This is a genomic window from Aureibaculum sp. 2308TA14-22 (assembly GCF_040538665.1).
Taxonomy (GTDB): domain Bacteria; phylum Bacteroidota; class Bacteroidia; order Flavobacteriales; family Flavobacteriaceae; genus Aureibaculum.
Map to the genome: position 1 here is coordinate 3,114,129 of NZ_JBEWXT010000001.1, position 25,877 is coordinate 3,140,005.

The following is a 25,877-nucleotide window of genomic DNA, read 5'->3' on the forward strand; positions in this document are numbered from 1 at the left end:
CTATACAACAAGCCATTTAAACAAATAGATAGTTAACATTCCCCAAAAAGTACCTGTTGCCATGCTTAAAATAGCCAAAATAATGGCATGTGGCATCCATTTTTTTTCATATGCAGCAGTAACAGCTGGTGCAGTTGCAATGCCTCCGACATTGGCCATACTGGCAATTGGTACCCAGGCTGTATTTATATTTAAAACTTTAGCGACAATCAACATAATTATAAAATGGCTTACCAACCAAATAATTAAAAACCCTAAGAAACCCCATTCAAATTGAACCAAACTAAATTTTAGTTTTAAACCTAGAACAGCCATTACAATTAGAATTAAAATTCCACCTAGTTTTAGCACAAACTTAAAATTCCATTTGGGAATGAAATTGCTGAATAATAATCCTAATATGGATAATACAATAATTTTTACCACGAAACTTTCCACAAACATATTGGTTGCCAATACCGTAAAAAGCAATAATATAAAACACAAAACGGGTTTGATAAATTCCGTATTTAGGCTTTTGATTTCATCAGGCATTGCCAAATTAGTTATCTTAAGTTTTCTGTTTAGAAATCCACTTTTTTTAATCGTTTGGAACATTAAAATTGTCCAAATATTGACCAAAATATTGTCCAATACCAAAACAGTCAGAAATATGTTTTCTGGACATTCCACTAATTCTTTTAAAACGAGTTGGCTTGTGCTACCGCCAATCCAGCTACCAACTATTGGCGGAATTCCTTTCCAATACTCTTGATTTACAAAAGTTTGAGTTATCAGTTCTGTATCTAAGAAAATATAAGCTAAGGTTACAGGAAAAATAGCGATCCACATAGAGCCCAGAGCGAACAATAAAATAGGTTTCCATCCAATAGCTTTTAATTGACCTATGGACAAACTACTCATTACGGCAACAATAGCAAGTGGAATAAAATAGGTTTTACTGTAATCGTGAATGCCATCCGCAGAAAAGTCTTGCCCTAATAATGCAGAAATTCCAGCAGGTATTAAATAGGCCAACAAAATAGCAGGCACCCAATCAAATAAAGATTTAATGTGTTTATTTTCCCATTTATCGAGATAAAAAACAGCTACAACTGTAAAAATTGTGATAAGCCAAGGGGTCATGGGTTAGTTGTTGAGAATTATACTGTTGAAAGATACTCTTTTTTAAATATCTAATTTCTTTATTTTGAAACGTGGCGAAATGGCAAGGTTTTTTGTTTTAAACTTGATTACATGAACACATCACTTGGAACGAAAGCGATCAAATACACCAAAAAGTACCATACTAAACAAACTTAAATCCTACAAATAAGTTAAAACAAACTCATTTTTGCTGATAATTGAGTTTGCAAAAATAAGTTTTGATACGATTACTGTACATAAAACTATTCTTGATATCATCAAGTTATGTCCTTTTTTTCTAGAATAAAAAACACATTTTTACAAACATAGAGAAGAAATCTCCTTTTATTTAAAAAAAGTATTATGAAATTATATTTAATATTGGTTGGTATAGCATTAATTTTCAACTCATTAAGCTTAGGCAAGCTCTTTAGGTTAATCTTACTCAGAATTTTATACCCAAAAGCGACTATTAAGCAAATAGAAAGTTTTGAAAAAAATACAAAAAAGCATGATTTTACAAATTGGTTTAAAAAGGGTGCTAAAAGTGATTGATTATTACCTTCATAACTACTACAAACTCATCTTCTCATTTCAATTCACAACTGGTTTTTCAATCGGTGTATCGCTTTCAACAACCAAATATGTTGAAATTGAATAATAGGCTTTACCATTACCATCATCATTTGACCAATCTTCAAAACTATAATCAAAATTTAGAGTTTGTCCTGACAATGCCGTTGGCAATTCATTTATTCGCAAAGGAACTTCTTGACCAGGACACCAACCTGCTCTATCACCTTGCCAATTACCGTTTTGCGGACTTACAGGGTTTGAGGCACATCCTATTGGGTCTAGGCTATATTTAATATCATTTTCTCCGATAGCCAAAGTGTGTATTCTAAAGCACCATTCCGCACAACCTCTTCCACCATTGTCATTTGGTGTTGCATGTCCCCAACCAGAAACAATAGTTCTTAATTTTGTGTTTGAGGCATTTTCTGGAATTACCACATTACCTTTTAGCTTAATGGTCGCAAGCAATTCTTCACCATAGGGAATCTGTTGAGAATTGGCAGTATAATCAACCAAAGGCACAATGGCCGAGTATTTATATTTTGGCTTTCCTTCTTTAACTTTAAAATCAACGGTTAACAACCAGCCTTCTTTAGTCCACACTTCAACAAACGATTTGAGTTGTACAGCTCCTTTTAAAATGGACTTAAAATCAGTAACATCAAAGACAAAGCCTAGAGTTCGTTGTGAATTATCTACACCATAAGGGGTAATATATCTGCCCAGTTCATACCAAATATTTGTTTTTGAATCTTTTACCTTAATATTGGCAAATACATCCCAAGCACCGCAGCCACCTGTTGGACAATCTAATTTAACATACATTAAAATTTCTTCAACATTATCACTGTTTTCGGGAAAATCAAATGTTTGTTCTACACTTTGTTTTAAATCAGCACTGAAACCTAAATGCGTCTTGTTAAACGTATTGACTGTAATTGTTTCAAACACTTCTTCTTCAGGATCTGAATCACTTTTGCATCCAATAGCTACAACTATTAGTAGTATTAAACAGCAAAGTTTTGATATTTTACTTGTTATCATTTCTTGTTATTTATTTTTTATTATTTCCTGCTACAATTAATACAAACTCTCCTTTCGGCGGTTTATTCTCAAAATGTATGAGCACTTCTTTCAATGTTCCTCTAATAGTTTCTTCATAAAGCTTGGTCAACTCCCGCGAAACGGAAATTCTTCTATCCTCACCAAAGTATTTAGCAAATTGTGTCAATGTTTTTATCAATTTGTGGGGCGACTCATAAAAAATCATAGTTCTAGATTCTTCAGCTAAGATTTCCAATCGGGTTTGCCTTCCCTTTTTTATAGGTAAAAACCCTTCAAACACAAATTTATCATTAGGTAATCCACTATTAACTAAAGCAGGAACAAAAGCAGTTGCACCTGGTAAACATTCTACTTCAATATTATTTTCTATACAAGCTCGGGCTAATAAAAATCCAGGATCAGAAATTGCCGGTGTGCCTGCATCAGAAATTAAGGCAATTGATTCTCCTGATTTTAAACGTTCAACAAGTCGCGTAACCATTTTATGCTCGTTATGCATATGATGACTTTGCATGGGTGTACCGATATCAAAATGTTTTAATAATTTGCCTGAAGTACGAGTGTCTTCTGCCAAAATAGTATCTACTTCTTTCAAAACCTTTATAGCCCTAAAAGTCATATCTTCTAAATTACCTATTGGAGTAGGTACAATATATAGTTTTGAAATCACTTTAAAAATTTGGAGTGCAATTTAACAAAGTTTGTGTTAATAGTATTTCTATTTTCTTTTTAAGAATTTGTATTTTTATCCCATGGAAGATTTTATCTTATACTTGAAATTAGGCTTATACCATGTGTTGGATTGGGAGGCTTACGATCATATATGGTTTTTGGTGGCCTTAGCGGTAATCTACAATTTTAATAATTTGAAAAAAGTAATTTGGCTAGTAACGCTTTTTACCATTGGCCACACGCTTACATTAGCCTTGGCGGCTTACAAAGTGATAAGCATAGATATTGCCATTGTTGAGTTTTTAATTCCCGTAACTATTTTTATTACAGCGGTTGTTAATATTCTTACCGTTAAAAAAGAATTGCAAAAAAGTTCTAATATAAATTTGGTTTTCGCCTTAGTCTTTGGATTAATACACGGGCTAGGCTTTTCTAATTATTTTAGAATGCTTATGGACGAAAGCGAGGCCAAATTAGTGCCTTTACTGGAATTTGCCCTAGGTATAGAAATTGCCCAAGTAATTATAGTAATGGCAATTTTAACATCGGGTTATGTGGCACAGTACTTTTTCAAGGTTTCAAAAAGAGATTGGGTACTGGTACTCTCTTCTATAGTTATTGGTGTAGTAATACCTATGCTATCAGAACGTATATTTTGGTAAAAATTTAACAAAAAACCCATTATTTTATCAGTACTTTGCCGACTAATATTTCGTTATATTTAGAATGACACCCGAAAAACAACTCAAATACGATGTTGCCTATTTAAAAATGGCAAAAGAATGGGCAAAATTATCTTACTGCAAACGCCGTCAAGTGGGTGCGTTAATCGTTAAAGGTAAAATGATAATTTCTGACGGTTATAACGGCACACCAACTGGTTTTGAAAATGTATGTGAAGATGACGAAAATTATACCAAATGGTACGTGCTACACGCCGAGGCCAATGCCATTTTAAAAGTAGCTTCATCAACACAAAGTTGCAAAGGTGCTACACTTTATATAACCATGTCGCCCTGCAAAGAATGTAGCAAACTAATCCATCAATCAGGTATAAAAAGGGTGGTTTATGCCGATGCTTATAAAGATGATTCAGGATTGAAATTTTTGGAAAAAGCGGGTGTAGAATTAGTTTATATTAATTAGAAGTAATGAAAAACAACAAAATATATTATCCTCTGTTTTTAGCTATGGCAGTAGCCTTAGGTATTTTTATTGGCAGTATGTTAGATTATCCTCAAAAAAATGCTGCGTTACTATTTAATACCAATCCTCAAGAAGCAAAAATTAAGCGATTAATAAATTATATTCAATACGATTACGTCGACAAAATAAATACCGATAGTTTATTAGACGGTACCATCAGAAATATCTTGGATAAATTAGATCCGCATTCGGTATATATTCCAGCTAGCGAACATGATGCTATTGCCGATGAAATGAACGGAGAATTTGTAGGTGTGGGCATTCGCTTTTTTATGTATAACGATTCTTTAACCGTTACCAATGTGGTAAAAGACGGGCCAAGTGATAAAGCAGGTATTGAAGCAGGAGATAGAATTTTAATTGCCGATAATGATACTTTGTTTGGAAAACAGTTAAACAGTAGTTATATAATTAAAAAACTTAAAGGCGAACCCAAAACAAAAGTTAAGGTAAAAGTATACAGAAAATATAAAGATACTTTGTTAAATTTTACCTTAAAAAGGGGTACAATTCCGTTAGAGAGTGTACCAAGTTATTATATGCTAACCGATACTTTGGGTTATATAAAAATAGACAAATTTGCCAATACTACTTACGATGAGTTTAAAACTGCTTTAAACACATTGCAGAAAAAAAACATGAAACGTTTGGTTTTGGATTTAAGAGGAAACCCTGGAGGGTATTTAGAAATTGCAAATCAAATTATTGACGAATTTTTGGAAGACGATAAATTGATTGTTTTTACAAAAAACAAAGGTGGTAAAATTGAAAAAAGTTTTGCCACTTCAAAAGGCGATTTCGAGAACGGTCAAATATATGTGCTTATTGATGAGGTTTCGGCTTCTGCCAGTGAAATTGTAGCGGGTGCCCTGCAAGATAATGACAAAGGTGTTATTGTAGGCCGTCGCTCTTTTGGAAAAGGTTTGGTACAACAAGAAATGGAATTGGGCGATGGTTCGGCCGTAAGGTTAACCGTTTCGCGGTATTATACTCCAACCGGTAGATCTATCCAAAAACCCTATAATACAGAAAGTGGAGAAAGTTATTATAATGACAGATTAGCTAGATATCATAATGGAGAACTGACTAATGGCGATAGTATTAAGGTCGTCGATTCCTTAAAGTTTGTTACACCAAAAGGTAAAAGCGTTTACGGTGGTGGCGGTATTGTTCCAGACGTTTTTGTGAGTATAGATACCACTGCTTATTTTGGCAGGTTTCATTTTAGAGCCATTCAAGATTTTGTTTTTAATTATATGGATAATCATCGTGAAACAATGAATAAATGGGAAATTACTGACTTTAAACAAAACTTTGATAGTGATGATGAAATTTTAAAAGAATATCTTTCTGGTTTTGATGACCAAAGTAAAATTGCCGCTCAAAGTATGCCCTACATAAAGCGTTACTTAAAAGCACTTTTTGCAAGAAATTTATATGGTGAGAACATTTTTTATCAAGTATTAAATCAAAATGATGAAATGCTAAAAAAAGTAAAGGAGCTAGAAATGCAGATAGATTATATTAAGCATTAAATTTATTTTATTGTTTTATTATGATGTCAACTTACTTTATCTTATCATGCACTTTGGTATTCTCTCCATTATTCCATTTAGTTAAAATATCCGTAGCTACGGATGCTCCACTACCGCAAGCAATAGCAAATTGACTTCGCCATCCTGCCAAAGTACCAGCAACGTAAATTCCATTGTCAACCAAATGATCGTTGTTTTTTAGTTGAATCCTGTTCTTTTCAGGCTTTGTTTTTTGATGAGGTTCTACAAATTGTTCTAATCCTTTTATAAAGAAAGTATTAGTATAGCCAACGGCAATTACAATTTCTTTGGCGTTGTAGACAGACTTGTTAGTATAGACAGCATAACCATTGTCTAAATGCATAACCTCAATTACTTTTTCCTTTTCAATTTGCTCAATATGTGGATATAACGCTGAGAGTTGATTTTTCCCATTTTCAAGAATATGACGACCAGTAGTACCTGCGTCTAACCCCAACACATTATTAAACAAGGCATCTTGCAGATGAGAAGCCTTTTGATGAGTTACTATTCCCACGTTTTTGTCCTTAACAAAATCCTTTTCTTTCGCTGAACCTAAAATTAATGCACAAGACATTCCCGCTGCACCACCTCCAATTATTAAAACATCAAAATTTTTCATTTATCTAATGATTAAACAAGTCTTGAATATTAGCTGCAAATAACTTTACGGCAATGGCCAGTAAAATTACACCAAATATTTTTCTAACTACGTCTATCCCTCCTTTACCCAATAAACGTTCAATTTTTTTAGATGACTTTAATACTACATATACAAAAACAATATTAATTACAATGGCAATAATAACACTAATTAGTTGAAATTCAGCACGTAAAGAAAGTATGGTGGTCATAGTACCCGCACCTGCAATTAAAGGGAATGCCAATGGCACAACACTAGCGGTTTCTGGGGCATCATGTTTGTACAACTCTATACCTAATACCATTTCTAATGCTAAAAAGAAGATTACAAATGCACCCGCCACAGCAAATGAATTGACATCAACTCCTATTAGTTTTAAAATTTCTTCTCCAACAAACAGAAAAGCAATCATAAGTATAACCGCAACAATTGATGCTTTTTCTGATTGAATATGTCCTACTTTTTGACGTAAATCTATTATTATAGGTATGCTACCCACTATATCTATAACAGCAAATAAGACCATAGTTGCCGTCAATATTTCTCTAAAATCTAACTGCATTTTCTTTGTTTTTACAATTTTCGGCAAAAGTATAAATCTAAACGGATTAAACTAATAAAAAGCAAAGATTTTTTATGTGTATTTTTGTCCTGAAAATTTAGAAGAAAAATGTTTCAATTAGGTAAAACCATCGTTTCTGAAGAAATTATTGAAAACGACTTTGTTTGTAATCTTTTTGCTTGTAAAGGAACATGTTGTGTGGATGGTGAAGCCGGGGCACCACTTGAGGAAGAAGAGTTAAAAACATTGATGGATATTTATCCAAAAGTAAAATCTTATTTAACGAAAGAAGGTATTGATGCCATTGAAAATCAGGGGTTATTTATTACTGTTGACGGAGAATATGAAACGCCATTAATACCCAGTGACGACAGTTGTGCTTTTATCAATTATGACGACAAAGGCATTGCTCAATGCGGCATCGAAGAGGCCTATAACCAAGGAGAAATTGATTTTAAAAAGCCTATTTCTTGTCATTTGTACCCTGTTAGAGTAAGTAATTATTCAGAATTTGCAGCAGTTAATTACCATAAATGGGAAATTTGTGATGATGCTTGCACACTAGGCAAGGAGCTACAAGTTCCGGTGTACAAATTTGTAAAACAAGCATTGATTAGAAAGTTTGGAGAAGATTGGTATATGGAGTTGGAGAAAGTTGCACTAAAAATAAAAAAGTAGCTGTAATCTTTTTATCAATTTTTTAAGACCCTTACTAAGGTAAATTTATATATTTGCAATACAAAACAGTTAAATTTTAAACTATGAAAATTATTAAAAAATTAGTGTTTGCAATTGTTTTAATTGCTAGTGCATCTTCAATTAATGCTCAATTCGCTATTGGTGGAGGTTTAGGTTATAATGATAAAATTAATGCTCCAGGTCTAGTTGTTAAAGCTGAATTTGAAATTATGGAAAATATTGCCATTTCACCGAGTGTATCCTATTTTTCAGGATCAGAAGCTAGGTTAGTAGATAATACTTACAAAAATAACTTATTTGCGGTGGATGTTAACGGACATTATAAAATTGAAGTGATGATGGATGAATTGGATGTTTACCCTCTAGCAGGCTTAAATTATTCTAGTTATAAGAATGGAGGATTTAGATTTGGAGATGATGGAATAAGACAAAATGAAGGAAATGCCTTAGGGCTGAATCTTGGTGGCGGAGGTAGATGGTCTTTTTCTGATAATTTAAGTGCTTTTGCCGAAGTAAAATATACGATTAGTGATTTTAGCCAAGTTGTAATTGCTGCTGGAGTCTTATTTGAGTTGTAATTCAAGTAAATCAATTTTATTGAAAAAAGAGCCAAATAAAATTGGCTCTTTTTTTGTTTTTAAGCAGAACTTCGCAACCCTAGTAAACGTAATGGTTCACTAAATAAACCTATTTTTATTCTACTGATAACCAGTACTTTATTCTTATTTATTTTTCTAAGTAATAAACAATTTTTAACGTGTTTGTTAAAAACTTCACGTGTTTTGTGAATAATTATGGCTTTGATTCTTCGCCAAAAAAATCAATCTTTGTGAACTCGGTTTTATCAAAAAATCCAGCAACTATTTTTTCTAACTTTTTTAAACTAATTGTAATATGTCGCAAGTAGAGCCAATTTTACAGCCCAATGATAACAGATTCGTAATTTTCCCTATCCAACATCCAGATTTATGGGAATGGTATAAATTACAACAAGCTAGTATTTGGACCGCTGAAGAAATTGATTTAGAAAAAGATGTTACGGATTGGAATAACAAATTAACTGACGACGAAAAATACTTTATAAAACACGTACTAGCATTTTTCGCAGCTTCTGACGGCATTGTTAATGAAAATTTAGCAGAGAATTTTGTGTCAGAAGTACAATATACTGAGGCGAAGTTCTTTTACGGGTTTCAGATTATGATGGAAAACATTCACTCTGAAGTATATTCTTTACTCATAGATACTTATGTAAAGGACGAAAAGGAAAAAGACCAGCTATTTAGAGCCATTGAGGTTTTTCCTGCTATTAGAGACAAAGCACAATGGGCATTAAAATGGATTGATAGCCCTAGTTTTGCAGAACGTCTGATTGCTTTTGCTGCCGTTGAAGGTATTTTCTTTTCTGGAAGTTTCTGCTCTATATTTTGGCTAAAGAAAAGAGGCCTTTTACCTGGACTTACATTCTCAAATGAGTTAATTTCTAGAGACGAAGGCATGCACTGCGATTTTGCCGTGCACCTACATAACAATCACATGGTAAATAAGGTGCCGAAGGCTCGAATTACAGAAATACTTTGTGATGCCCTTGATATAGAAAGAAGTTTTATAACAGAATCGCTTCCTGTCAGTCTTATTGGCATGAATGCCAAATTAATGACTGAATACTTAGAGTTTGTAACTGACAGGCTTTTAGTAGAATTTGGCTGCGAAAAAGTATATAATTCAGCCAACCCTTTCGACTTTATGGAAATGATTTCTTTAGAAGGTAAAACTAATTTCTTTGAGAAAAAAGTTTCTGAATACCAAAAAGCTGGTGTAAAATCTGGTGGGACAGGTAGCATTAGTTTTGATGCTGATTTTTAAAATACCCTAACTAAACTTTAATAACTTTAATAACCAACAATAACTATGTATGTACTAAAAAGAGACGGAAAGAGAGAGCCAGTAATGTTTGACAAAATTACCTCTAGGGTAAGAAAAATGTGTTACGGATTAAACAAACTGGTCGATCCTGTAAAAGTTGCCATGCGTGTTATTGAAGGGCTTTACGATGGTGTTTCAACTTCTGAATTGGATAGTTTAGCTGCTGAGATTGCCGCTACTATGACCGTTCAACATCCTGATTATGCTAAATTAGCTGCTAGGATTGCCGTTTCTAACTTACATAAAAACACCAAAAAATCATTCTCAGATACAATGACGGACTTGTACCAATACGTAAATCCACGTACTGGTAAAAAAGGACCAATGATTGCTGATGATGTTTATAAAATTATTCAAAAGAATGCTGAAAAATTAGATTCTACCATAATTTATAATCGTGATTTTAATTATGACTTTTTTGGCTTTAAAACTTTAGAACGATCATATTTATTAAGAATAAACGGAAACATAGTTGAGCGTCCTCAACATATGTTAATGCGTGTGTCTATCGGTATTCATTTAGATGATATTGATGCGGCAATTGAGACATATGAGTTAATGAGTAAAAAATATTTTACTCATGCCACTCCTACTTTGTTTAATGCAGGTACACCAAAACCACAAATGTCATCTTGTTTTTTATTGCAAATGCAAGAAGATAGTATAGATGGTATTTACGATACGCTAAAACAAACCGCAAGAATTTCTCAATCTGCTGGCGGTATTGGCTTGTCTTTGCATAATATTAGGGCTACAGGTTCATACATTAGAGGTACTAATGGTACTTCAAACGGTATTGTACCTATGTTACGTGTTTTTAACGATACTGCACGTTATGTAGATCAAGGTGGTGGTAAACGTAAAGGTTCTTTTGCTATGTATTTAGAGCCTTGGCATGCTGATATTTTCGACTTTTTAGATTTAAAAAAGAATCACGGTAAAGAAGAAATGCGTGCTCGCGATTTATTTTATGCCATGTGGATTCCTGATTTATTTATGAAACGCGTACAAGAAGACGGTGAATGGACGTTGATGTGCCCTAACGAGTGTCCGCATTTATTTGATACCTATGGTGACGAATTTGAAAAATTATATGAAGGTTATGAAAAAGTAGGAAAAGGAAGAAAAACCATCCAAGCTCGTGAGTTATGGGAGAAAATATTAGAATCTCAAATTGAAACGGGTACACCTTACATGTTGTATAAAGATTCGGTAAACAGAAAATCGAATCAGAAGAATTTAGGTACAATCCGTTCTTCAAATTTATGTACCGAAATTATGGAATATACGGCAAAAGACGAAGTTGCTGTATGTAATCTGGCTTCTATTGCAATGCCTATGTTTATTAGTGAAGATGCTGAAGGTAAAAAATATTTTAACCATAAAAAGTTGTTTGACGTTACAAAAAAAGCAACTCGTAATTTAGACACGGTAATTGATAGAAATTATTATCCTGTAAAAGAAGCTGAAAATTCTAATTTCCGTCATAGACCAATTGGGTTAGGTATTCAAGGACTAGCAGACGCATTTATTATGTTACGTTTACCGTTTACCTCTGACGAAGCCAAAAAACTAAATCAAGATATTTTTGAAACACTTTATTTTGCTGCAGTAACCTCGTCTATGGAAATTGCTAAAGCAAAAGGAGCCTATTCTACATTTAAAGGTTCTCCAATGTCAGAAGGCGAATTCCAATTTAATATGTGGAATGTTTCTGAAGATGATCTTAGTGGAAATTGGGACTGGAAAAAATTGCGTAAAAATGTAATGAAACATGGTGTGCGTAATTCGTTATTAGTTGCACCAATGCCAACAGCATCTACTTCTCAGATTTTAGGAAACAACGAAGCTTTTGAGCCTTATACTTCAAATATTTATACTCGAAGAGTACTTTCGGGAGAGTTTATTGTGGTTAACAAGCATTTGTTAGAAGATTTAGTAGAGCTTAATCTTTGGGACAATACAATGAAAGAAAGTATTATGCGTGCAAATGGTTCTATTCAACATATCGAGGAAATTCCACAAGAATTAAAAGACTTGTATAAAACAGTTTGGGAATTGAGCATGAAAGATATCATAGATATGGCTCGTCAAAGAGGATATTTTATCGATCAATCTCAGTCGTTGAACTTATTCTTAAAAGATCCTGATTATGGTAAACTGACTTCAATGCATTATTACGCTTGGAAATCTGGCTTAAAAACTGGTATGTATTATCTAAGAACTAAATCAGCAGTAAATGCTACTCAATTTACCTTAACTAACACAAAGAAAGAAGAAATTAAGAAGCCAGAAGCTGTGGCACTTGAAACACAAGTGAATGTTGAAAAATCTTCAACTCCCGTAATTTCAGATGATACTTCAATGACACCAGAAGAGTATAAAGCAATGATTGCCTTGGCTAAAGAAAGTCAAGGTGATGATGATTGTTTAATGTGTGGATCTTAGTTTAGATTCAAAAAAAATTAGTTCTGTTTAATTTAAAAAATCTCGAAGCTAAATTGGTTTCGAGATTTTTTATTTTTCAAAACAATAAATATTACTCTTCATTTTAATTCTGAACATTGTTTGAAATATAATAGATTGAAGTATTAAACTATATAAATTTTGGGATAGTTTCTAAATTCTAAATAGAATTAATAATCTTAATTATTTATATTTACATTCAGTTAACGTTAATTTTACATTAAATTAACATTGTAATAACTGAACTATAACATGATTAGAAAAGCATTCTTTTTTGTTCTATTAGTTGTTTTGGGTATTATTTTATACTTCAGTCCAAACTTTAAAACTATAGCAGCTGGTGTTGCCATATTGCTTTTTGGCATGATAATGCTTGAGGAAGGCTTCAAAGTATTTACCAAGGGGCCATTACAAAATATCTTAAAAAAAGCTACCGATAGGCTTTATAAAAGTATAAGCCTAGGAGCATTAGTAACAGCATTTATTCAATCAAGCTCTTTAGTTTCAGTAATTACCATTTCATTCATTAGTGCTGGGCTAATTAGTTTAGCAGGAGGCATAGGGTTAATTTTTGGAGCCAATATTGGAACTACAGCTACAGCTTGGCTAGTGGCTGGTTTTGGTCTAAAAATTAAAATATCTGCATTAGCTATGCCTATGTTGGTTTTTGGAATTATATTTTCTCTCCAAAAAAAGATTTCATTAAAAGGTATAGGAAACGTATTAGCAGGATTAGGGTTTTTCTTTCTTGGTATTCACTATATGAAAGAAGGGTTTGATGTATTTAAGGAGTATATAGATTTAACTCAATATGCCGTTTCTGGGGTTTTAGGAGTTATTATTTATACCGGATTGGGCATTGTTATTACTACCATATTACAATCTAGCAGTGCAACATTGGCATTAATTTTAACAGCGTTGGCTGCTGGACAAATTGAATATGAAAATGCTTTAGCATTGGCTATAGGAGCCAATATAGGAACTACCATTACTGCAGTTTTAGGCTCTTTAAGTTCAAATATTGCTGGTAAAAGACTAGCAGGAGCCCACTTAATTTTTAATGTAGTTACTGGCATTGTAGCTTTAGCATTGATTTTCCCTTTGGCCAATTTGGTAGATTATTTATCTGAAGCTTTTGGTATCTCAGCGACTGATTACACTTTAAAATTAGCTCTATTTCATACTATATTTAATATTTTAGGAGTCCTTTTAATGATTCCTTTTATTAAAAGATTAGAACGATTTTTATTACGGTTTTTTAAAGAAAAAACAGATAAAGATATTGACGAACCTAAATACTTAAATGAAGCCGTTTTAGAGTTTCCTGGCTCAGCTATATCTGCTTTAATTAATGAATCTAAGTATTTATATAAAAATGCCATTTTTGAAATTGTTGCACATGGTTTGAATATACACAGAGGGGATATTAAATCAAACGAAAAGCCTAAAGATATCGTTAAAAAGACTGTAGAAGTTATGGAGGTTGATGTAGAAGAATTATACTATAAAAAAGTAAAATCTATTTATGGTGAAATAATTAGATATGCTTCAACTGCACAAAACAACTTAAAACTAAACCAAAGACAAACTGAAAAAATAAATGAGATTAAAATTGCCAATCGTAAAATGGTCGAAATCATTAAAGATGTGCGGGAATTAAATAAAAATATAAATTTTTCTGCCAATATTGATAATAAGCATTTACAAGATGAATATGACTATTTCAGAAAAAAAATAATAAAAGTATTACGAGTTATTTATTTGTTTAGAAAGGCGGATAATCCTGAAGAATATGCTGAAAAATTAACTCGATTAAAGAAGGATGCCAAAGAAAATAATAGAAAAAGTCATAAATCTATTGACAAGTTAATTAGAAAGAATTTGATTACTCCTGAAATGGCATCTTCATTATTTAATGATTATAGCAACGTAAATGATACTATAAAGAAACTGATTGAAGTAGCAGAGCTTCTTTATGGTGGTAAGGATTCGTTGTTAGAAAATGGTGATACTTGATTTAAAAAACACCTCATTAATGAGGTGTTTTTTAAATTTATTCTATTCCTCAACCTCAATATCTAAAATCTCATTTGATCTACGGTGCTCATCATAATACAAATTTAAAATGTTCATATTTGCCTTAATTAAATCTTGAGTTTCTAATAAAATACTGAAATATAATGTAGTGTTTTTAGGGCTAGATTCTTCTGTTCTAGTCCGTTCAACTTGTTTTTGTATTGATTGTTGAACATCATCTAATAAGATTTGTTTTTGCTCTATGATACCTGGAACTATTTCATCAAACTTTCTTGAATCAAATACTCCCCGAATTTGATCAAAAAGGTGTATTAATTTCCTATCTATATTAAGCAACTCTTCGGCTTGTTTTTTCTTTAGCGATTTGTGATTATTATTGACATGTTTGTGGCTAACTTTTGCAATTAAACTAGATGACTGTGCTACATCTTGTATACTCCCAATAACATCAATATAAAATTTACTGGCACCTAAATAAGAATCATCCAAATCCTTTATAAAATAAAAAATGTCATTTTGAAGATTCTCAATTTCAGATTCTAATTTTAAAACCGTATTCTTTGCCTTTTTCAGAGCAGTCAAATCTTGATTAATTAAACCATCAATTGTTATATGGTTAATTTTGCTTACTCTTTTTAAAGCCTTGGAAATATTATCTGCACTTTCTTCAATTACCCCATGAATGGAATTGCTTTCGGCTTTGTTTAAGCTATCTTCAACTTTAATCTCTCTATTCTTTTTTACATGACCTACATAATTTCTAGCTAATAACAAAATGGCCAGTAATAATAATACTGCAATCATTGTTGGTCCACCTAAATGGATAAGATAAGCAACAGTACCAGCTGCAATAAAAGCAATTAAAGCTGTACCAAACCATCCGCCAATAACATTAAGTACACCTGCAACTCTATAAACGGCACTTTCACTGCCCCAAGCTCTATCGGCCAATGAAGTACCCATTGCTACCATAAATGTAACATAAGTTGTTGATAGTGGTAATTTATAAGAAGTAGCAATAGATATTAACACTCCAGCAACCATTAAGTTAACAGCAGCCCTAACCATATCAAAAGCTGGTAGTTCGTGGTCTTTACCTTTTGTTAGCTTAATAACAGGCTTTTTAAACTGTTTTTCTATATGATTTTGAACTGAATTTGGTACTACTGATGCCGTATATTTGCTAATTAACATTGAAGCTCTTACCAAGCTCCTAGATATAAAATTAGGATTAAAACGTTCTTGAGTTTCTCCTTGACTAGAAAGGTCTATAGACGTCTTTAAAACACTTTTTGCCTTACTAGAAAACCATAAGGTCAATACCATTATCATTCCTGCAACAAACAACAATAATGTTGGCGTTGGAACTTTCTTACCTAAAATACCCATTGCAAATTCATTTGCAGCTAATCCGTCAACATTAACTAACGGATCCATAAATGCCTGATACGATTGCCAGGCAGCAATTGGCACACCAATAAAGTTTACTAAATCATTCCCAGCAAAAGCCAATGCTAAAGCAAAAGTGCCTACTATAATGATTAACTTATAAATATTAGTTTTTAAATAGGCAACAAATACATAAGAGAGTAGTGACCAAATAATAAAGCTAACTGAAATGATAGGCAATACATTGTTTTCTAAAAAATCCTTAATAGTAGCACCGCCAATTATATCAAAACTCTGATTAGCAATATCTGCACCCTTAATCCCTTTCATTAATATAAAATAAACCATTGCCGTTAATGCCACCCCACCAAATAATGCACCTACCCATTTTGCTTTCTTCTCAAAATCAAAAGATAATAATAGACGAGAAATATATTGAACAAGAGCACCTACAGAAAATGCAATTACAACAGAACCTAAAATTCCAAGTATTATTTCCGTAGCCTTAGCTGTATTAATATAATTAGTTAGCTCAGAAAAGGAACCACTATCAGCACTAATTTTAATGAGAGCCATTGCAACCGCTGCACCAAGTAATTCAAATACAATCGATACGGTAGTTGAAGTTGGCATCCCTAAGGTATTAAAAAAATCGAGTAATAAAATATCGGTTATCATAACCGCCATGAAGATAATCATGATTTCATTAAAGTAGAATTCACCTGGCACAAAAATACCTTTACGGGCAACCTCCATCATACCACTAGAAAAAACAGCTCCACAAGCTATTCCCAAACTGGCAACTATCATAATGGTTTTAAAGGATACTGCTTTTGAACCTACTGCGGAGTTTAAAAAATTAACGGCATCATTACTAACGCCAACTACTAGGTCTGCAATTGCGAGGATAGCAAGTGCAACCACCATCAAAATGTAAATATTTTCCATAAACTTTAGGTTGAAAGTAACAGTGCAAACGTAATTTAAAAAAAAACATCTAATGTTAACATAGTGTTAACAATTAACATAATAAAGATAAATGTATTTACCCTTTGGTTACTTTCTCCAAAGTATAAGGCAGGCATAATGTTATAAAATCTATTTTTTCTTTTTGTGCTTTACAACCTCGGCATCTACATAAAATATTATTTCTTCAGCAATATTTTTAATAAGATCGCCAATGCGTTCTAACTTCTTAACCACAGAAAGTAGTAATAATCCTTGATGTATAATAGTATTGTTTTTCTTTATTTCTTCTTCAAGAGTTTTAAAAGAGTTACTATTTATTTTGTCTAAAATCTTGTCTTTTTTAAAGACTTTCCTTGCAATTTTCACATCATTCTCAGTATAGGCGAAAGTAATATAATCCATCATAGAGTCTATGGTTTCGTACATCTTCTCAAATTCCAATACTTTCAATAAATGAGGTGCAACTTTTTTATCTTCTTCTACAACATATTTTGAGATATTATAGGCGTGGTCTGCTATCCGCTCTAATTCATAATTAATTTTAAGAACTGCCATGATAAATCTTAAATCCGATGCCACAGGATTATACAAAGCCAAAAATCGTTCACAATCTTTGACAATTTTCAAATCTAAAGAGTTAACACGTTTTTCGGTATTAATTACTTCTTCTGCCAGATCAGTATCGTTATTAACTAGGGCTTCTCTTGCCTTTGCTAATTGTGATTTGCATAAGATCAGCATTTCATAACCCGTTTCATTTAGTGCTACACGATGTTGTTCTGCATTTTCTACCATAATAATATTGTTTTATCCGAAACGTCCTGTTATGTAATTTTCGGTTTGTTGTTTTTGAGGGTTGGTAAATATTTTTTTTGTTTTATCGTACTCAATTAAATCACCCATATAGAAAAAAGCCGTGTAATCGCTAATTCTACTTGCTTGTTGCATATTGTGCGTCACAATTATAATGGTATATTTTTCCTTTAGATTAAAAATAAGATCCTCAATTTTAGAAGTTGAAATAGGGTCAAGCGAAGCTGTAGGTTCATCCATCAAAATGATGGAAGGTTCAACCGCTAGTGTCCTGGCTATGCACAAACGTTGTTGCTGTCCTCCTGATAAAGCTAGAGCTGATTTTTTCAAATTATCTTTAACCTCTTCCCAGAGATCCGCTTGCCTCAATGATTTTTCTACTCTTTCGTTGATAAATTTTTTATCTTTTATTCCCTGTATTTTAAGCCCATATGCAACATTTTCAAAAATGGATTTAGGAAACGGATTCGGCTTTTGAAAAACCATGCCAATTTCTTTACGTAACTCCTCTACATTTACTTTTTTCTTGTAAATATTATCCCCATTTATTTTTATTTTTCCCGACATTTTAAACACATCAATATAATCGTTCATGCGATTAAAAAGTCTTAAAAATGTAGATTTACCGCAACCTGATGGCCCTATGAATGCAGTTACGGTATTGGGTTTAATACTAATGGTTACGCCTTTTATGGCCTCAAAATCACCATACCAAACTTTAACATCTTTAGCTTCAATTCTTGACCTTGACGCTGTTTGGTCAGTTAAATCTTTATTTTTATCTTTTTTTGTATTTAATACTATTTCTTCCATAGTTATTTTAATTTCTTTTGCCATTTATTTCTAAAATATACAGCTATGCCATTCATAATAAAAGTAATTAACAATAATATGATAATGGCAGCGGCGGCATTCTCGATAAACCCATGTTGCGGTCTGGAAATCCAGTTGAATATTTGAATTGGCAAAACAGAAAATTCATCCATCGGATTTTGCGGTGCAAAAGGTACATAAGCTAAAGCCCCAACTACGATTAACGGAGCGGTTTCTCCAACGGCTCTTGATAATGCCAGAATGACTCCTGTTAAAATCCCTCCTACTGATGCAGGTAATGTTTGATGCCAAATGGTTTGCCATCTTGAAGCTCCTAAAGCATAAGACGCATCTTTTATAGAAGAAGGAACAGCTTTTATTGCTTCTCTGGTTGCAACAATAATGATAGGTAATATTAAGAGCGATAATGTTAAACTACCGGCTAGTACACTTGCACCCAAACCCATAATTCTAACAAAAACTTCTAGTCCCAATAATCCATAAATTATAGAAGGAACTCCCGCCAGGTTAGAAATATTGACTTCCAATAATCCTGCAAATCTATTTTTATGTCCATACTCCTCTAAATAAATACCAGCTGCCACACCTAGAGGAAAGGCTATGAGAGTCGTTAAAATCAGAATCCATATACTTCCCATTAAAGCCGTGAAAATGCCTGACTTTTCTGCTTTTCTAGAAGGCAAATTAGTTATAAAAGACCAATCTATCCTGCCTAATCCGTCAATTAAAATATCTCCAATAAATACGGTAAGCAATATCAGACCAATTAAAGTGCAAAATATACCCCAAAACTTAAAAAGTTTGTCTTTTATCTTATTCTTTTGAAGGTTATTCATACTTTTCATGATATTTTTTTCTTATTCTATAACTAATACTATTTAATAAGAAAGTAAAAACAAATAGTGTAATACCAGCAGCAAAAATTGTTCTGTATTCTATAGAGTTATGTTGCACATCTCCTAAGCTAACTTGCACTATATAAGCCGTAATGGTTTCTACTGGAACAGTTGGGTCTAGAGTTAATCTTGGTTGTTGTCCCGCAGCAATAGCAACGATCATTGTCTCACCTATAGCTCTTGAAACTGCTAATATTACTGAAACTACTATACCTGATGAAGCAGCTGGCACAACAACTTTAAAAGCTGTTTGTAATTTTGTAGCTCCCATACCATATGAGGCTTCTCTAAGTGAGCTTGGAACCGCATACAAGGCATCCTCACTTAAAGAAGATACAAAAGGAATAATCATTATGCCCATTACAATACCCGCAGATAACGAGTTAAATCCAGACAAATCAGGGTAAATTTGCTGTAAAAATGGAGTTACAACTACTAGAGCAAAAAAACCATAAACTACAGTTGGAACTGCAGCCAGTAATTCTAATAATGGTTTTATAGTCTTTCTAAAACTTCTTGGGGCATATTCGCTTAAGTAAATGCTAATAGACAAACCTACAGGTAATGCAACGGCAATAGCAATAAAAGAGGTTAATAACGTTCCCGACAGTAGTGCTGAAATTCCATAATGTTTGTCAGTAAATAAGGGAGTCCATTGCGTATCAGTAAAAAAGTCAATAATAGAAACTTCGCTAAAAAATTGAAAAGCTTCAAAAGCTAAAACTAAAACAATACCAACAGTAACAGCAATAGTAATTAAAGCACTTGAAAACAAGGATTTTTCAATAATTAATTCCTTTATTTTACGCATATACTATTTATTTAATATAAGAAATCAGGTGACAGAAGCACCTGATTCCTCAGTAAAACCTCTGTTTATTTGTTACTTTCAACAAAAGTTTTGAAATTTTCAGTTTGCTTAATATAATTTTCTATAGGTAGTGGAATATAACCGACATCCTTAGACAAATTTCCTGCATTATCTATATAAAAATTAACAAATTCTACCACTTCAGGCTGCTTTATTGAAGTACTGTTTACATAAATAAATAAAGGTCTTGATAATGGTCTATAGCTACCATTACTAACTGTTTCTAATGTTGGCTTTACAACCTCAGTCCCATTATGTACTCCAATTAATTTCAATTTATCTTTATTTTCAGTATAGTAGGCTAGTCCGAAAAATCCCAACGAATATTTATCTCCAGCAATACCTTTTACCAATACGTGGTCATCCTCACTTGCGGTAAAGTCTCCACGACTAGAACCGCTTTTACCAACAATTGCTTCAGTAAAATAGTCATATGTACCAGAAGCAACACCTGGTCCAAATAGATGAATTTCTTCATTTGGCCATTCAGGACGAATTTGATTCCATTTCATGATTTTACCTTGAGCTGCAGGTTCCCAAATTTTCTTCAGCTCTTCAACATTAAAACTATCAACCCAATCATTTTCAGGATGTACCAAAACCGCTAAGCCATCATAAGCTACCTCAAGCTCTAAATAATTGATGTTGTTTTCAGCACATGCCGCTTTTTCTTTGTCTTTAATTGGACGTGAAGCATTAGAAATGTTTGTTTCTCCTCTTGAGAATTTTTTAAAGCCTCCTCCTGTACCCGAGACACCAATGGTGACTTTTACCTTTGGTTGTTCAGATCTGAATTCTTCGGCAACAGCTTCCGTAACCGGAAATACGGTGCTTGAACCATCCACTTTAATAGTTCCAGCTAATTCCTTAGTTCCGTTTTGACTATTTACTTTTTCTTTTTTCTCGCCACAAGCACCCATTAATAATGCTAAGGACAATACAATTACTAATTTCTTCATCTTTTAGTTTTAGTTGTTTTATTATACAAAGAAACAATGCAAATATTAAGTAAAGGTTAAGGGAAAATCAAAAAAGTGTTATGGTTAAGTTATCTTAATGTTATAAGAATTAATCTAAAAAAGGTCTTGAAGATAATAAGGTCAAAAAAAGAGGGCCGCAGCCCTCTTTTAATCAGTAAAACATAATCGTCAAGTAAATTCCTAAACTAACTAGTTTATAAATTTCCTAAAAATGTATATCAAATTGCAGTCTGTACATTAATTCGTTGTTACTACCATCTATTGATAGGTAACTGATATCAGATTGTAATTTTAACTTATGTCCAACTATATATTTAGAAATACCCAAAGTGTATTGGGTTTCTGGGTTTTTTCCCGTTATATTTTTATCTAATTCAATATTTGTATAGCGACCAGAAAGTTCCCAATTACTTTTAAATAAATAACCAGCTTGGAAATTTAAACCTTTACCAACCTGCACTTCGTCACCAGTTAAGGTACCATCAGAATTTTTGGCAAGAGGATCATCAGCATCTCTATCTGCATATTCAGCCATTAGTGAAAATCCATTATATTTAAACATGGCATCAATAAATAATGTATTGATGTTAGTCTGGTAAAAACCATCGTCTGTAACCATATAAGACCCTTGATTGCTTCGGTTTTTAACTGCATTATTATTGTGGTCATAAGTTACAGCAAGCATTAATTTTGGTTTTTCTTCACGTTTTAAATCACTGCCAGAATAATCTCCCTTACTTTTGAACTCGCCCATTGGAAGGAACTCCAAACGTCCTGTGTACTGATGACCACCTAGGTTACCAGAAGTTATGTTTCGTCCCTCACCTTGAGCTATAGAGAATTTTTCTCTCATAACAAACGTTTTAGACAACTTAGTTTTGTGACGCAGTTGTATTCCCAAATCACGGTCAATATTAAAGCGACTGTTTAATAGTGAACGATCAACTTGCTGCAAATTACCTGAAGAAATTACACGTTCTATGTTACCTGGTAATTTCGTTTGACCAAACCATAATTCAAAATTTTCGTAAAAATTCCATTTTATTAAGGCGTCCAATATATATCTCGGGGCATTGCTTGTGAACTGAGAAGCCCCTGAAATATCTCTATTTGACAAACCCAGTTCAATCTTATATTTTAATCTAGGACTAAAAGCAAAACCATCAAATTTTAAACGGGCACGTCTAACTAAAAAGTTACTTTCTGGATTGATATAACTACCATCTTCGCGTTCCCAATTAGCAATAGCTAAAAACTGCATACGGGTGGCAATTTTCATTGACCACGTACTGTCTTGTCCGACTAAATTAAAAAGTCCTTTCCCAAATTTCGGAGCATTGGTGTCTTGGGCAAAAGACACAGTAAAAGTCAATAGTAGTGCAATTGATAGAATGTTTTTTAAATTTTTCATTTTTTTTAAGATTGAATGATAATGCAAATAAACAAAGGTATAGGCAACCAAATGTTAAGATAATGTTATCTAATAAATAATTTATTGATAGCATAATCCGTATTTTGATGTTCAATCCATTAAAAAATAAGTTTTAAAACCTATCTTAATTATTTGAAAACATTAAGAATTTAAAAATTAGGTTAAAAACTTTTTTGCCAATTCTTTTCCTAATTCTACACCAAACTGATCAAAACTATAGATGTTCCAAATATAGCCTTGCACAAAAGTCTTGTGCTCATAAGTTGCTATGAGTTTACCTAAGTTTTTTGGAGTAAGCTTATCCATCAACAAGGTATTAGAAGGTCTGTTACCTTGAAATACTTTAAACGGCAGTAACTTGGTTATTTGATCTTGTTTACCGGCTGTTTTTAATTCTAGATGGACATCCTCTTTTGTTTTACCTAAATACAAAGCTTCGGCTTGGGCGTAAAAATTGGCCATCAGCTTATTATGATGGTCAGAATTTCCGTATAACGATTCTGAAAACCCGATAAAGTCAACCGGAATTAATTTTGTGCCCTGATGCACCAATTGCATAAAAGCATGTTGCACGTTTGTTCCTGTATTTCCCCAAATAATATTACCTGTTTGATAATCGATAGGGTTACCATTACGGTCAACCGATTTGCCATTACTTTCCATAGACCCTTGTTGCAGATAGGGTACAAACTGTGTCAAATATTGAGAATAAGGAATAACTACTTCTGAATCTGTCTTGAAAAAATTATTGTACCATATGCTAATTAGTGCCAATGTTACAGGAATATTTTTATCAAATGGAGCTGTCTTAAAATGCTCATCCATTTCATTAGCACCGGTCAATAATTGGTCAAAGTTATTATAACCTAAAGCAAGGCTAATAGACAATCCTACGGCACTCCACAATGAATATCGACCGCCAACCCAATCCCACATGGTAAAAATATTATCCGTTGCGATACCAAAATCTGAGACTTTTTCCAAATTGGTAGAAACCGCTACAAAATTATGCTGTATATCGAATTGTGTTGCTCCTTTTGATAAAAACCATTTTTTGACAGTCTCTGCATTAGTCAGTGTTTCTTGAGTAGTAAAGGTTTTGGAAACAATTACAAAAAGTGTCGTCTCAGGGTTCAGTTCCTTGATGGTTTCCATAACATGATCACCATCTATATTGGATATAAAATGTGTCTTTAAATGATTTTTATAGTATTGCAACGCATCAACGACCATTCTTGGCCCAAGATCTGAACCACCTATGCCGATATTCACCACATCGGTTATAGCCTTGCCGGTATATCCTTTGTGTTTGCCAGAGATTACGCTTTTAGAAAATGCTTTTATCTTTTTTAAGGTAGCGTTTACTTCACGCATTACATTTTTACCGTCAACGGTAACGGCACCGCCCGATTTGTTCCGTAAAGCGGTGTGCAGTACAGCTCTGTTTTCGGTTTCATTGATAACATCTCCTGCAAACATTTTATCGATTCCATCTTGTAAATCAACCTCATTAGCCAAAGCAACCAAAGATGTTAAAACATTGTCATTGATTCTATTTTTTGAAAAATCAACGGTAAAACCGTCGTGTTTCAAGGTGTATTTTTCTTTTCTATCCACATCTTGTAAAAAGAATTTTTTCATATCAATATCCTTAATCTCTTGATATGATTCTTGTAAACTCTTCCAAGCAATGGTTTTAGTTGGGTTTTGATTTTTTAACGCCATTTTAAATCTTTATTTGAATAACTACAAATTTAATGAAATAACAAATGTACCTAGATACAAATTATATTAATTATTCGATTATAAATAACGGCGGATTAAGTATTTCGAAATTTAATCGAGAATTAAACCGTCAAGTTGCTGTCTGTAGGGTTGTATAAAGCTTAAGTAATTTACTTTTAGACTATCTGCAATAGGTTCAGCCGATGGCAATTTTTGTTTTAGAGGGTCTACCTGTACACCATTTTTCCAAAAACGATAACAAACATGTGGACCTGAAGTGTTTCCGGTCATTCCAACATAACCAATTATATCGCCCTGTTTAACAAAATCTCCTCTTTTTACTGCACGCTTACTCATATGCAAATATTGTGTGGAGTACACTGAATTGTGCTTAATTTTAACGTAATTTCCATTCCCTCCTCTACGCCTAGATTCAGTTACTGTACCATTTGCCGTACTCATAATTGGAGTACCAACGCCCGCGGCAAAATCGGTACCTCTATGTGGTTTTACCCTACCATAATATCTTATAAACCGTTTTAAATTGTATCGAGAAGATATTCTACTAAACTTTAAAGGTGCTTTTAAAAATTGCCTTCGTAATGAATTGGCTGATTCATCATAATAATCGGAAACATTTTTGGTTGAATCTGTGGTAAAGTTAAAAGCATAAAAAGGTTGGTTTTTATGCTCAAAATATGCTGCTTTTATTTCTCCTAACCCTGCATAAATGGTGTCCTCAATAAATTTCTCTTCGTAAATAACTTTAAACTTATCTCCTTTTTGAAGATGGAAAAAATCAACTGTCCAAGCATAAATATCTGCCATTTCATTTACCAAAGCATAATCCAAACCTTTATCTTGCATAACCAAAGAAAGGGCATAGAGGCTGTCAGTAATAGCTCCTGAGGCCTCTTTAACAACTGTTTTTATTTCTTTTTTATGGAATTCGTAAAAAATAGAATCTGTAAAATCTATAACCACATATTCAGTAATTCTAGGTTGATATACAAATACTTGAGCTTTTTCCGTAGTATCCTTTTTTGCCAGAATAACATAAGGTTTGCCAACCTGTAATTTAGCAACGTTAAAAGAATCTTTGACTGATTCTACTATATTATAAACTTCGGTGTGATTTACATGATGTCTATCTAATATTTCTCCAAAACTATCACCGTTTCTGATAGTGTCTTCAACAACTTTATAATCATTTAAAGTATAACCAAATTTTTGAATCAGTTCGGGAATTTCAATTTTTGAGGAGATCGGTTCTTCATCAATTTTATCACTTTTACAGGAAAAGAGGAATACTATTATGAGGAGAAAAATAACTTTTTTCACTTTATTTTGAAGGTCTTTTTTAAAGAATAGCACAAAACTACTATTTTAAAGACAATCCATAAAGTTAAAGTTATTAAATTTTGTTTACACTTTT

At 32.8% G+C, this 25,877-nt stretch carries 23 protein-coding genes; 9 read left to right on the forward strand and 14 right to left on the reverse strand.

What is annotated here, in order from left to right:
* The gene (locus tag U5A88_RS13930; protein ID WP_354207420.1) at positions 1 to 1,125 is read right to left on the reverse strand and encodes a DUF819 family protein; all 1,125 of its coding nucleotides are present in this window, start codon (positions 1,123 to 1,125) and stop codon (positions 1 to 3) included.
* 363 nt (positions 1,126 to 1,488) lie between these two features.
* On the opposite strand from U5A88_RS13930, the gene U5A88_RS13935 reads away from it, so the two are divergent.
* Positions 1,489 to 1,680, forward strand: a complete 192-nt coding sequence (locus U5A88_RS13935) for a hypothetical protein (protein WP_354207421.1) — start codon at positions 1,489 to 1,491, stop codon at positions 1,678 to 1,680.
* Positions 1,681 to 1,719: 39 nt separating this feature from the next.
* On the opposite strand, the gene U5A88_RS13940 is transcribed toward U5A88_RS13935, so the two are convergent.
* A complete protein-coding gene (locus tag U5A88_RS13940; protein ID WP_354207423.1) occupies positions 1,720 to 2,745 on the reverse strand; it encodes a peptide-N-glycosidase F-related protein in 1,026 nt (341 codons plus the stop codon).
* 10 nt (positions 2,746 to 2,755) lie between these two features.
* Entirely contained in the window at positions 2,756 to 3,433 is a 678-nt protein-coding gene (rsmI, locus tag U5A88_RS13945) for a 16S rRNA (cytidine(1402)-2'-O)-methyltransferase (RefSeq protein WP_354208194.1), read from the reverse strand.
* Positions 3,434 to 3,518: 85 nt separating this feature from the next.
* Between rsmI and U5A88_RS13950 the strand changes: the two genes are divergently transcribed.
* From U5A88_RS13950 to U5A88_RS13960, 3 genes are all read left to right on the forward strand, one after another.
* Positions 3,519 to 4,100, forward strand: a complete 582-nt coding sequence (locus tag U5A88_RS13950; RefSeq protein ID WP_354207424.1) for a HupE/UreJ family protein — start codon at positions 3,519 to 3,521, stop codon at positions 4,098 to 4,100.
* 64 nt (positions 4,101 to 4,164) lie between these two features.
* Positions 4,165 to 4,584, forward strand: coding sequence for a deoxycytidylate deaminase (locus tag U5A88_RS13955; RefSeq protein ID WP_354207426.1), 420 nt, complete (start codon positions 4,165 to 4,167; stop codon positions 4,582 to 4,584).
* A 5-nt stretch (positions 4,585 to 4,589) separates the two neighbouring features.
* On the forward strand, positions 4,590 to 6,179 hold the full coding sequence (locus tag U5A88_RS13960) for a S41 family peptidase (RefSeq protein WP_354207428.1): 1,590 nt from the start codon (positions 4,590 to 4,592) through the stop codon (positions 6,177 to 6,179).
* A 31-nt stretch (positions 6,180 to 6,210) separates the two neighbouring features.
* On the opposite strand, the gene U5A88_RS13965 is transcribed toward U5A88_RS13960, so the two are convergent.
* Positions 6,211 to 6,822: an FAD-dependent oxidoreductase gene (locus tag U5A88_RS13965; protein WP_354207430.1), complete on the reverse strand. Its 612-nt coding sequence runs from the start codon at positions 6,820 to 6,822 to the stop codon at positions 6,211 to 6,213.
* 4 nt (positions 6,823 to 6,826) lie between these two features.
* Positions 6,827 to 7,405 carry a MarC family protein gene (locus U5A88_RS13970; RefSeq protein WP_354207432.1) on the reverse strand — a complete coding sequence of 193 codons (579 nt, stop codon included), beginning with the start codon at positions 7,403 to 7,405 and terminating at the stop codon, positions 6,827 to 6,829.
* Positions 7,406 to 7,513: 108 nt separating this feature from the next.
* Between U5A88_RS13970 and U5A88_RS13975 the strand changes: the two genes are divergently transcribed.
* The 5 genes from U5A88_RS13975 (at position 7,514) to U5A88_RS13995 (ending at position 14,512) form a co-directional block, all read left to right on the forward strand.
* Positions 7,514 to 8,083 carry a DUF3109 family protein gene (locus U5A88_RS13975; RefSeq protein WP_354207433.1) on the forward strand — a complete coding sequence of 190 codons (570 nt, stop codon included), beginning with the start codon at positions 7,514 to 7,516 and terminating at the stop codon, positions 8,081 to 8,083.
* Positions 8,084 to 8,166: 83 nt separating this feature from the next.
* On the forward strand, positions 8,167 to 8,682 hold the full coding sequence (locus U5A88_RS13980; RefSeq protein ID WP_354207435.1) for an outer membrane beta-barrel protein: 516 nt from the start codon (positions 8,167 to 8,169) through the stop codon (positions 8,680 to 8,682).
* Between the two features lie 316 nt (positions 8,683 to 8,998).
* The gene (locus tag U5A88_RS13985; RefSeq protein WP_354207437.1) at positions 8,999 to 9,970 is read left to right on the forward strand and encodes a ribonucleotide-diphosphate reductase subunit beta; all 972 of its coding nucleotides are present in this window, start codon (positions 8,999 to 9,001) and stop codon (positions 9,968 to 9,970) included.
* A 45-nt stretch (positions 9,971 to 10,015) separates the two neighbouring features.
* The gene (locus tag U5A88_RS13990; protein ID WP_354207439.1) at positions 10,016 to 12,478 is read left to right on the forward strand and encodes a ribonucleoside-diphosphate reductase subunit alpha; all 2,463 of its coding nucleotides are present in this window, start codon (positions 10,016 to 10,018) and stop codon (positions 12,476 to 12,478) included.
* A gap of 270 nt (positions 12,479 to 12,748) precedes the next feature.
* On the forward strand, positions 12,749 to 14,512 hold the full coding sequence (locus U5A88_RS13995) for a Na/Pi cotransporter family protein (protein WP_354207440.1): 1,764 nt from the start codon (positions 12,749 to 12,751) through the stop codon (positions 14,510 to 14,512).
* 42 nt (positions 14,513 to 14,554) lie between these two features.
* On the opposite strand, the gene U5A88_RS14000 is transcribed toward U5A88_RS13995, so the two are convergent.
* The 9 genes from U5A88_RS14000 to U5A88_RS14040 form a co-directional block, all read right to left on the reverse strand.
* The gene (locus U5A88_RS14000; RefSeq protein WP_354207441.1) at positions 14,555 to 16,870 is read right to left on the reverse strand and encodes an inorganic phosphate transporter; all 2,316 of its coding nucleotides are present in this window, start codon (positions 16,868 to 16,870) and stop codon (positions 14,555 to 14,557) included.
* A 150-nt stretch (positions 16,871 to 17,020) separates the two neighbouring features.
* Positions 17,021 to 17,686 carry a phosphate signaling complex protein PhoU gene (gene phoU, locus U5A88_RS14005; protein ID WP_354207443.1) on the reverse strand — a complete coding sequence of 222 codons (666 nt, stop codon included), beginning with the start codon at positions 17,684 to 17,686 and terminating at the stop codon, positions 17,021 to 17,023.
* A 12-nt stretch (positions 17,687 to 17,698) separates the two neighbouring features.
* Entirely contained in the window at positions 17,699 to 18,541 is an 843-nt protein-coding gene (gene pstB / locus U5A88_RS14010) for a phosphate ABC transporter ATP-binding protein PstB (protein WP_354207444.1), read from the reverse strand.
* A complete protein-coding gene (gene pstA / locus U5A88_RS14015) occupies positions 18,520 to 19,374 on the reverse strand; it encodes a phosphate ABC transporter permease PstA (protein ID WP_354207446.1) in 855 nt (284 codons plus the stop codon). Before pstA ends, pstB begins: the two co-directional genes overlap by 22 nt.
* Positions 19,367 to 20,245 (reverse strand): phosphate ABC transporter permease subunit PstC, encoded by an 879-nt coding sequence (pstC, locus tag U5A88_RS14020; protein ID WP_354207448.1) that lies wholly within the window; start codon positions 20,243 to 20,245, stop codon positions 19,367 to 19,369. Before pstC ends, pstA begins: the two co-directional genes overlap by 8 nt.
* Positions 20,246 to 20,310: 65 nt before the next feature.
* A complete protein-coding gene (locus U5A88_RS14025) occupies positions 20,311 to 21,264 on the reverse strand; it encodes a PstS family phosphate ABC transporter substrate-binding protein (RefSeq protein ID WP_354207450.1) in 954 nt (317 codons plus the stop codon).
* 226 nt (positions 21,265 to 21,490) lie between these two features.
* Positions 21,491 to 22,696 carry a porin gene (locus U5A88_RS14030; RefSeq protein WP_354207452.1) on the reverse strand — a complete coding sequence of 402 codons (1,206 nt, stop codon included), beginning with the start codon at positions 22,694 to 22,696 and terminating at the stop codon, positions 21,491 to 21,493.
* Positions 22,697 to 22,873: 177 nt separating this feature from the next.
* A complete protein-coding gene (pgi, locus tag U5A88_RS14035) occupies positions 22,874 to 24,442 on the reverse strand; it encodes a glucose-6-phosphate isomerase (RefSeq protein ID WP_354207453.1) in 1,569 nt (522 codons plus the stop codon).
* Positions 24,443 to 24,553: 111 nt separating this feature from the next.
* Entirely contained in the window at positions 24,554 to 25,783 is a 1,230-nt protein-coding gene (locus U5A88_RS14040) for a M23 family metallopeptidase (protein WP_354207455.1), read from the reverse strand.
* Positions 25,784 to 25,877: the final 94 nt, after the last annotated feature.

Bases quoted from the DNA above. Each gene is read 5' to 3' on its own strand.
- U5A88_RS13930 (WP_354207420.1), bottom strand. From the start codon at position 1,125: ATGACCCCTTGGCTTATCACAATTTTTACAGTTGTAGCTGTTTTTTAT.
- U5A88_RS13935 (WP_354207421.1), top strand. From the start codon at position 1,489: ATGAAATTATATTTAATATTGGTTGGTATAGCATTAATTTTCAACTCA.
- U5A88_RS13940 (WP_354207423.1), bottom strand. From the start codon at position 2,745: ATGATAACAAGTAAAATATCAAAACTTTGCTGTTTAATACTACTAATA.
- U5A88_RS13950 (WP_354207424.1), top strand. From the start codon at position 3,519: ATGGAAGATTTTATCTTATACTTGAAATTAGGCTTATACCATGTGTTG.
- U5A88_RS13955 (WP_354207426.1), top strand. From the start codon at position 4,165: ATGACACCCGAAAAACAACTCAAATACGATGTTGCCTATTTAAAAATG.
- U5A88_RS13960 (WP_354207428.1), top strand. From the start codon at position 4,590: ATGAAAAACAACAAAATATATTATCCTCTGTTTTTAGCTATGGCAGTA.
- U5A88_RS13965 (WP_354207430.1), bottom strand. From the start codon at position 6,822: ATGAAAAATTTTGATGTTTTAATAATTGGAGGTGGTGCAGCGGGAATG.
- U5A88_RS13970 (WP_354207432.1), bottom strand. From the start codon at position 7,405: ATGCAGTTAGATTTTAGAGAAATATTGACGGCAACTATGGTCTTATTT.
- U5A88_RS13975 (WP_354207433.1), top strand. From the start codon at position 7,514: ATGTTTCAATTAGGTAAAACCATCGTTTCTGAAGAAATTATTGAAAAC.
- U5A88_RS13980 (WP_354207435.1), top strand. From the start codon at position 8,167: ATGAAAATTATTAAAAAATTAGTGTTTGCAATTGTTTTAATTGCTAGT.
- U5A88_RS13985 (WP_354207437.1), top strand. From the start codon at position 8,999: ATGTCGCAAGTAGAGCCAATTTTACAGCCCAATGATAACAGATTCGTA.
- U5A88_RS13990 (WP_354207439.1), top strand. From the start codon at position 10,016: ATGTATGTACTAAAAAGAGACGGAAAGAGAGAGCCAGTAATGTTTGAC.
- U5A88_RS13995 (WP_354207440.1), top strand. From the start codon at position 12,749: ATGATTAGAAAAGCATTCTTTTTTGTTCTATTAGTTGTTTTGGGTATT.
- U5A88_RS14000 (WP_354207441.1), bottom strand. From the start codon at position 16,870: ATGGAAAATATTTACATTTTGATGGTGGTTGCACTTGCTATCCTCGCA.
- phoU (WP_354207443.1), bottom strand. From the start codon at position 17,686: ATGGTAGAAAATGCAGAACAACATCGTGTAGCACTAAATGAAACGGGT.
- pstB (WP_354207444.1), bottom strand. From the start codon at position 18,541: ATGGCAAAAGAAATTAAAATAACTATGGAAGAAATAGTATTAAATACA.
- pstA (WP_354207446.1), bottom strand. From the start codon at position 19,374: ATGAATAACCTTCAAAAGAATAAGATAAAAGACAAACTTTTTAAGTTT.
- pstC (WP_354207448.1), bottom strand. From the start codon at position 20,245: ATGCGTAAAATAAAGGAATTAATTATTGAAAAATCCTTGTTTTCAAGT.
- U5A88_RS14025 (WP_354207450.1), bottom strand. From the start codon at position 21,264: ATGAAGAAATTAGTAATTGTATTGTCCTTAGCATTATTAATGGGTGCT.
- U5A88_RS14030 (WP_354207452.1), bottom strand. From the start codon at position 22,696: ATGAAAAATTTAAAAAACATTCTATCAATTGCACTACTATTGACTTTT.
- pgi (WP_354207453.1), bottom strand. From the start codon at position 24,442: ATGGCGTTAAAAAATCAAAACCCAACTAAAACCATTGCTTGGAAGAGT.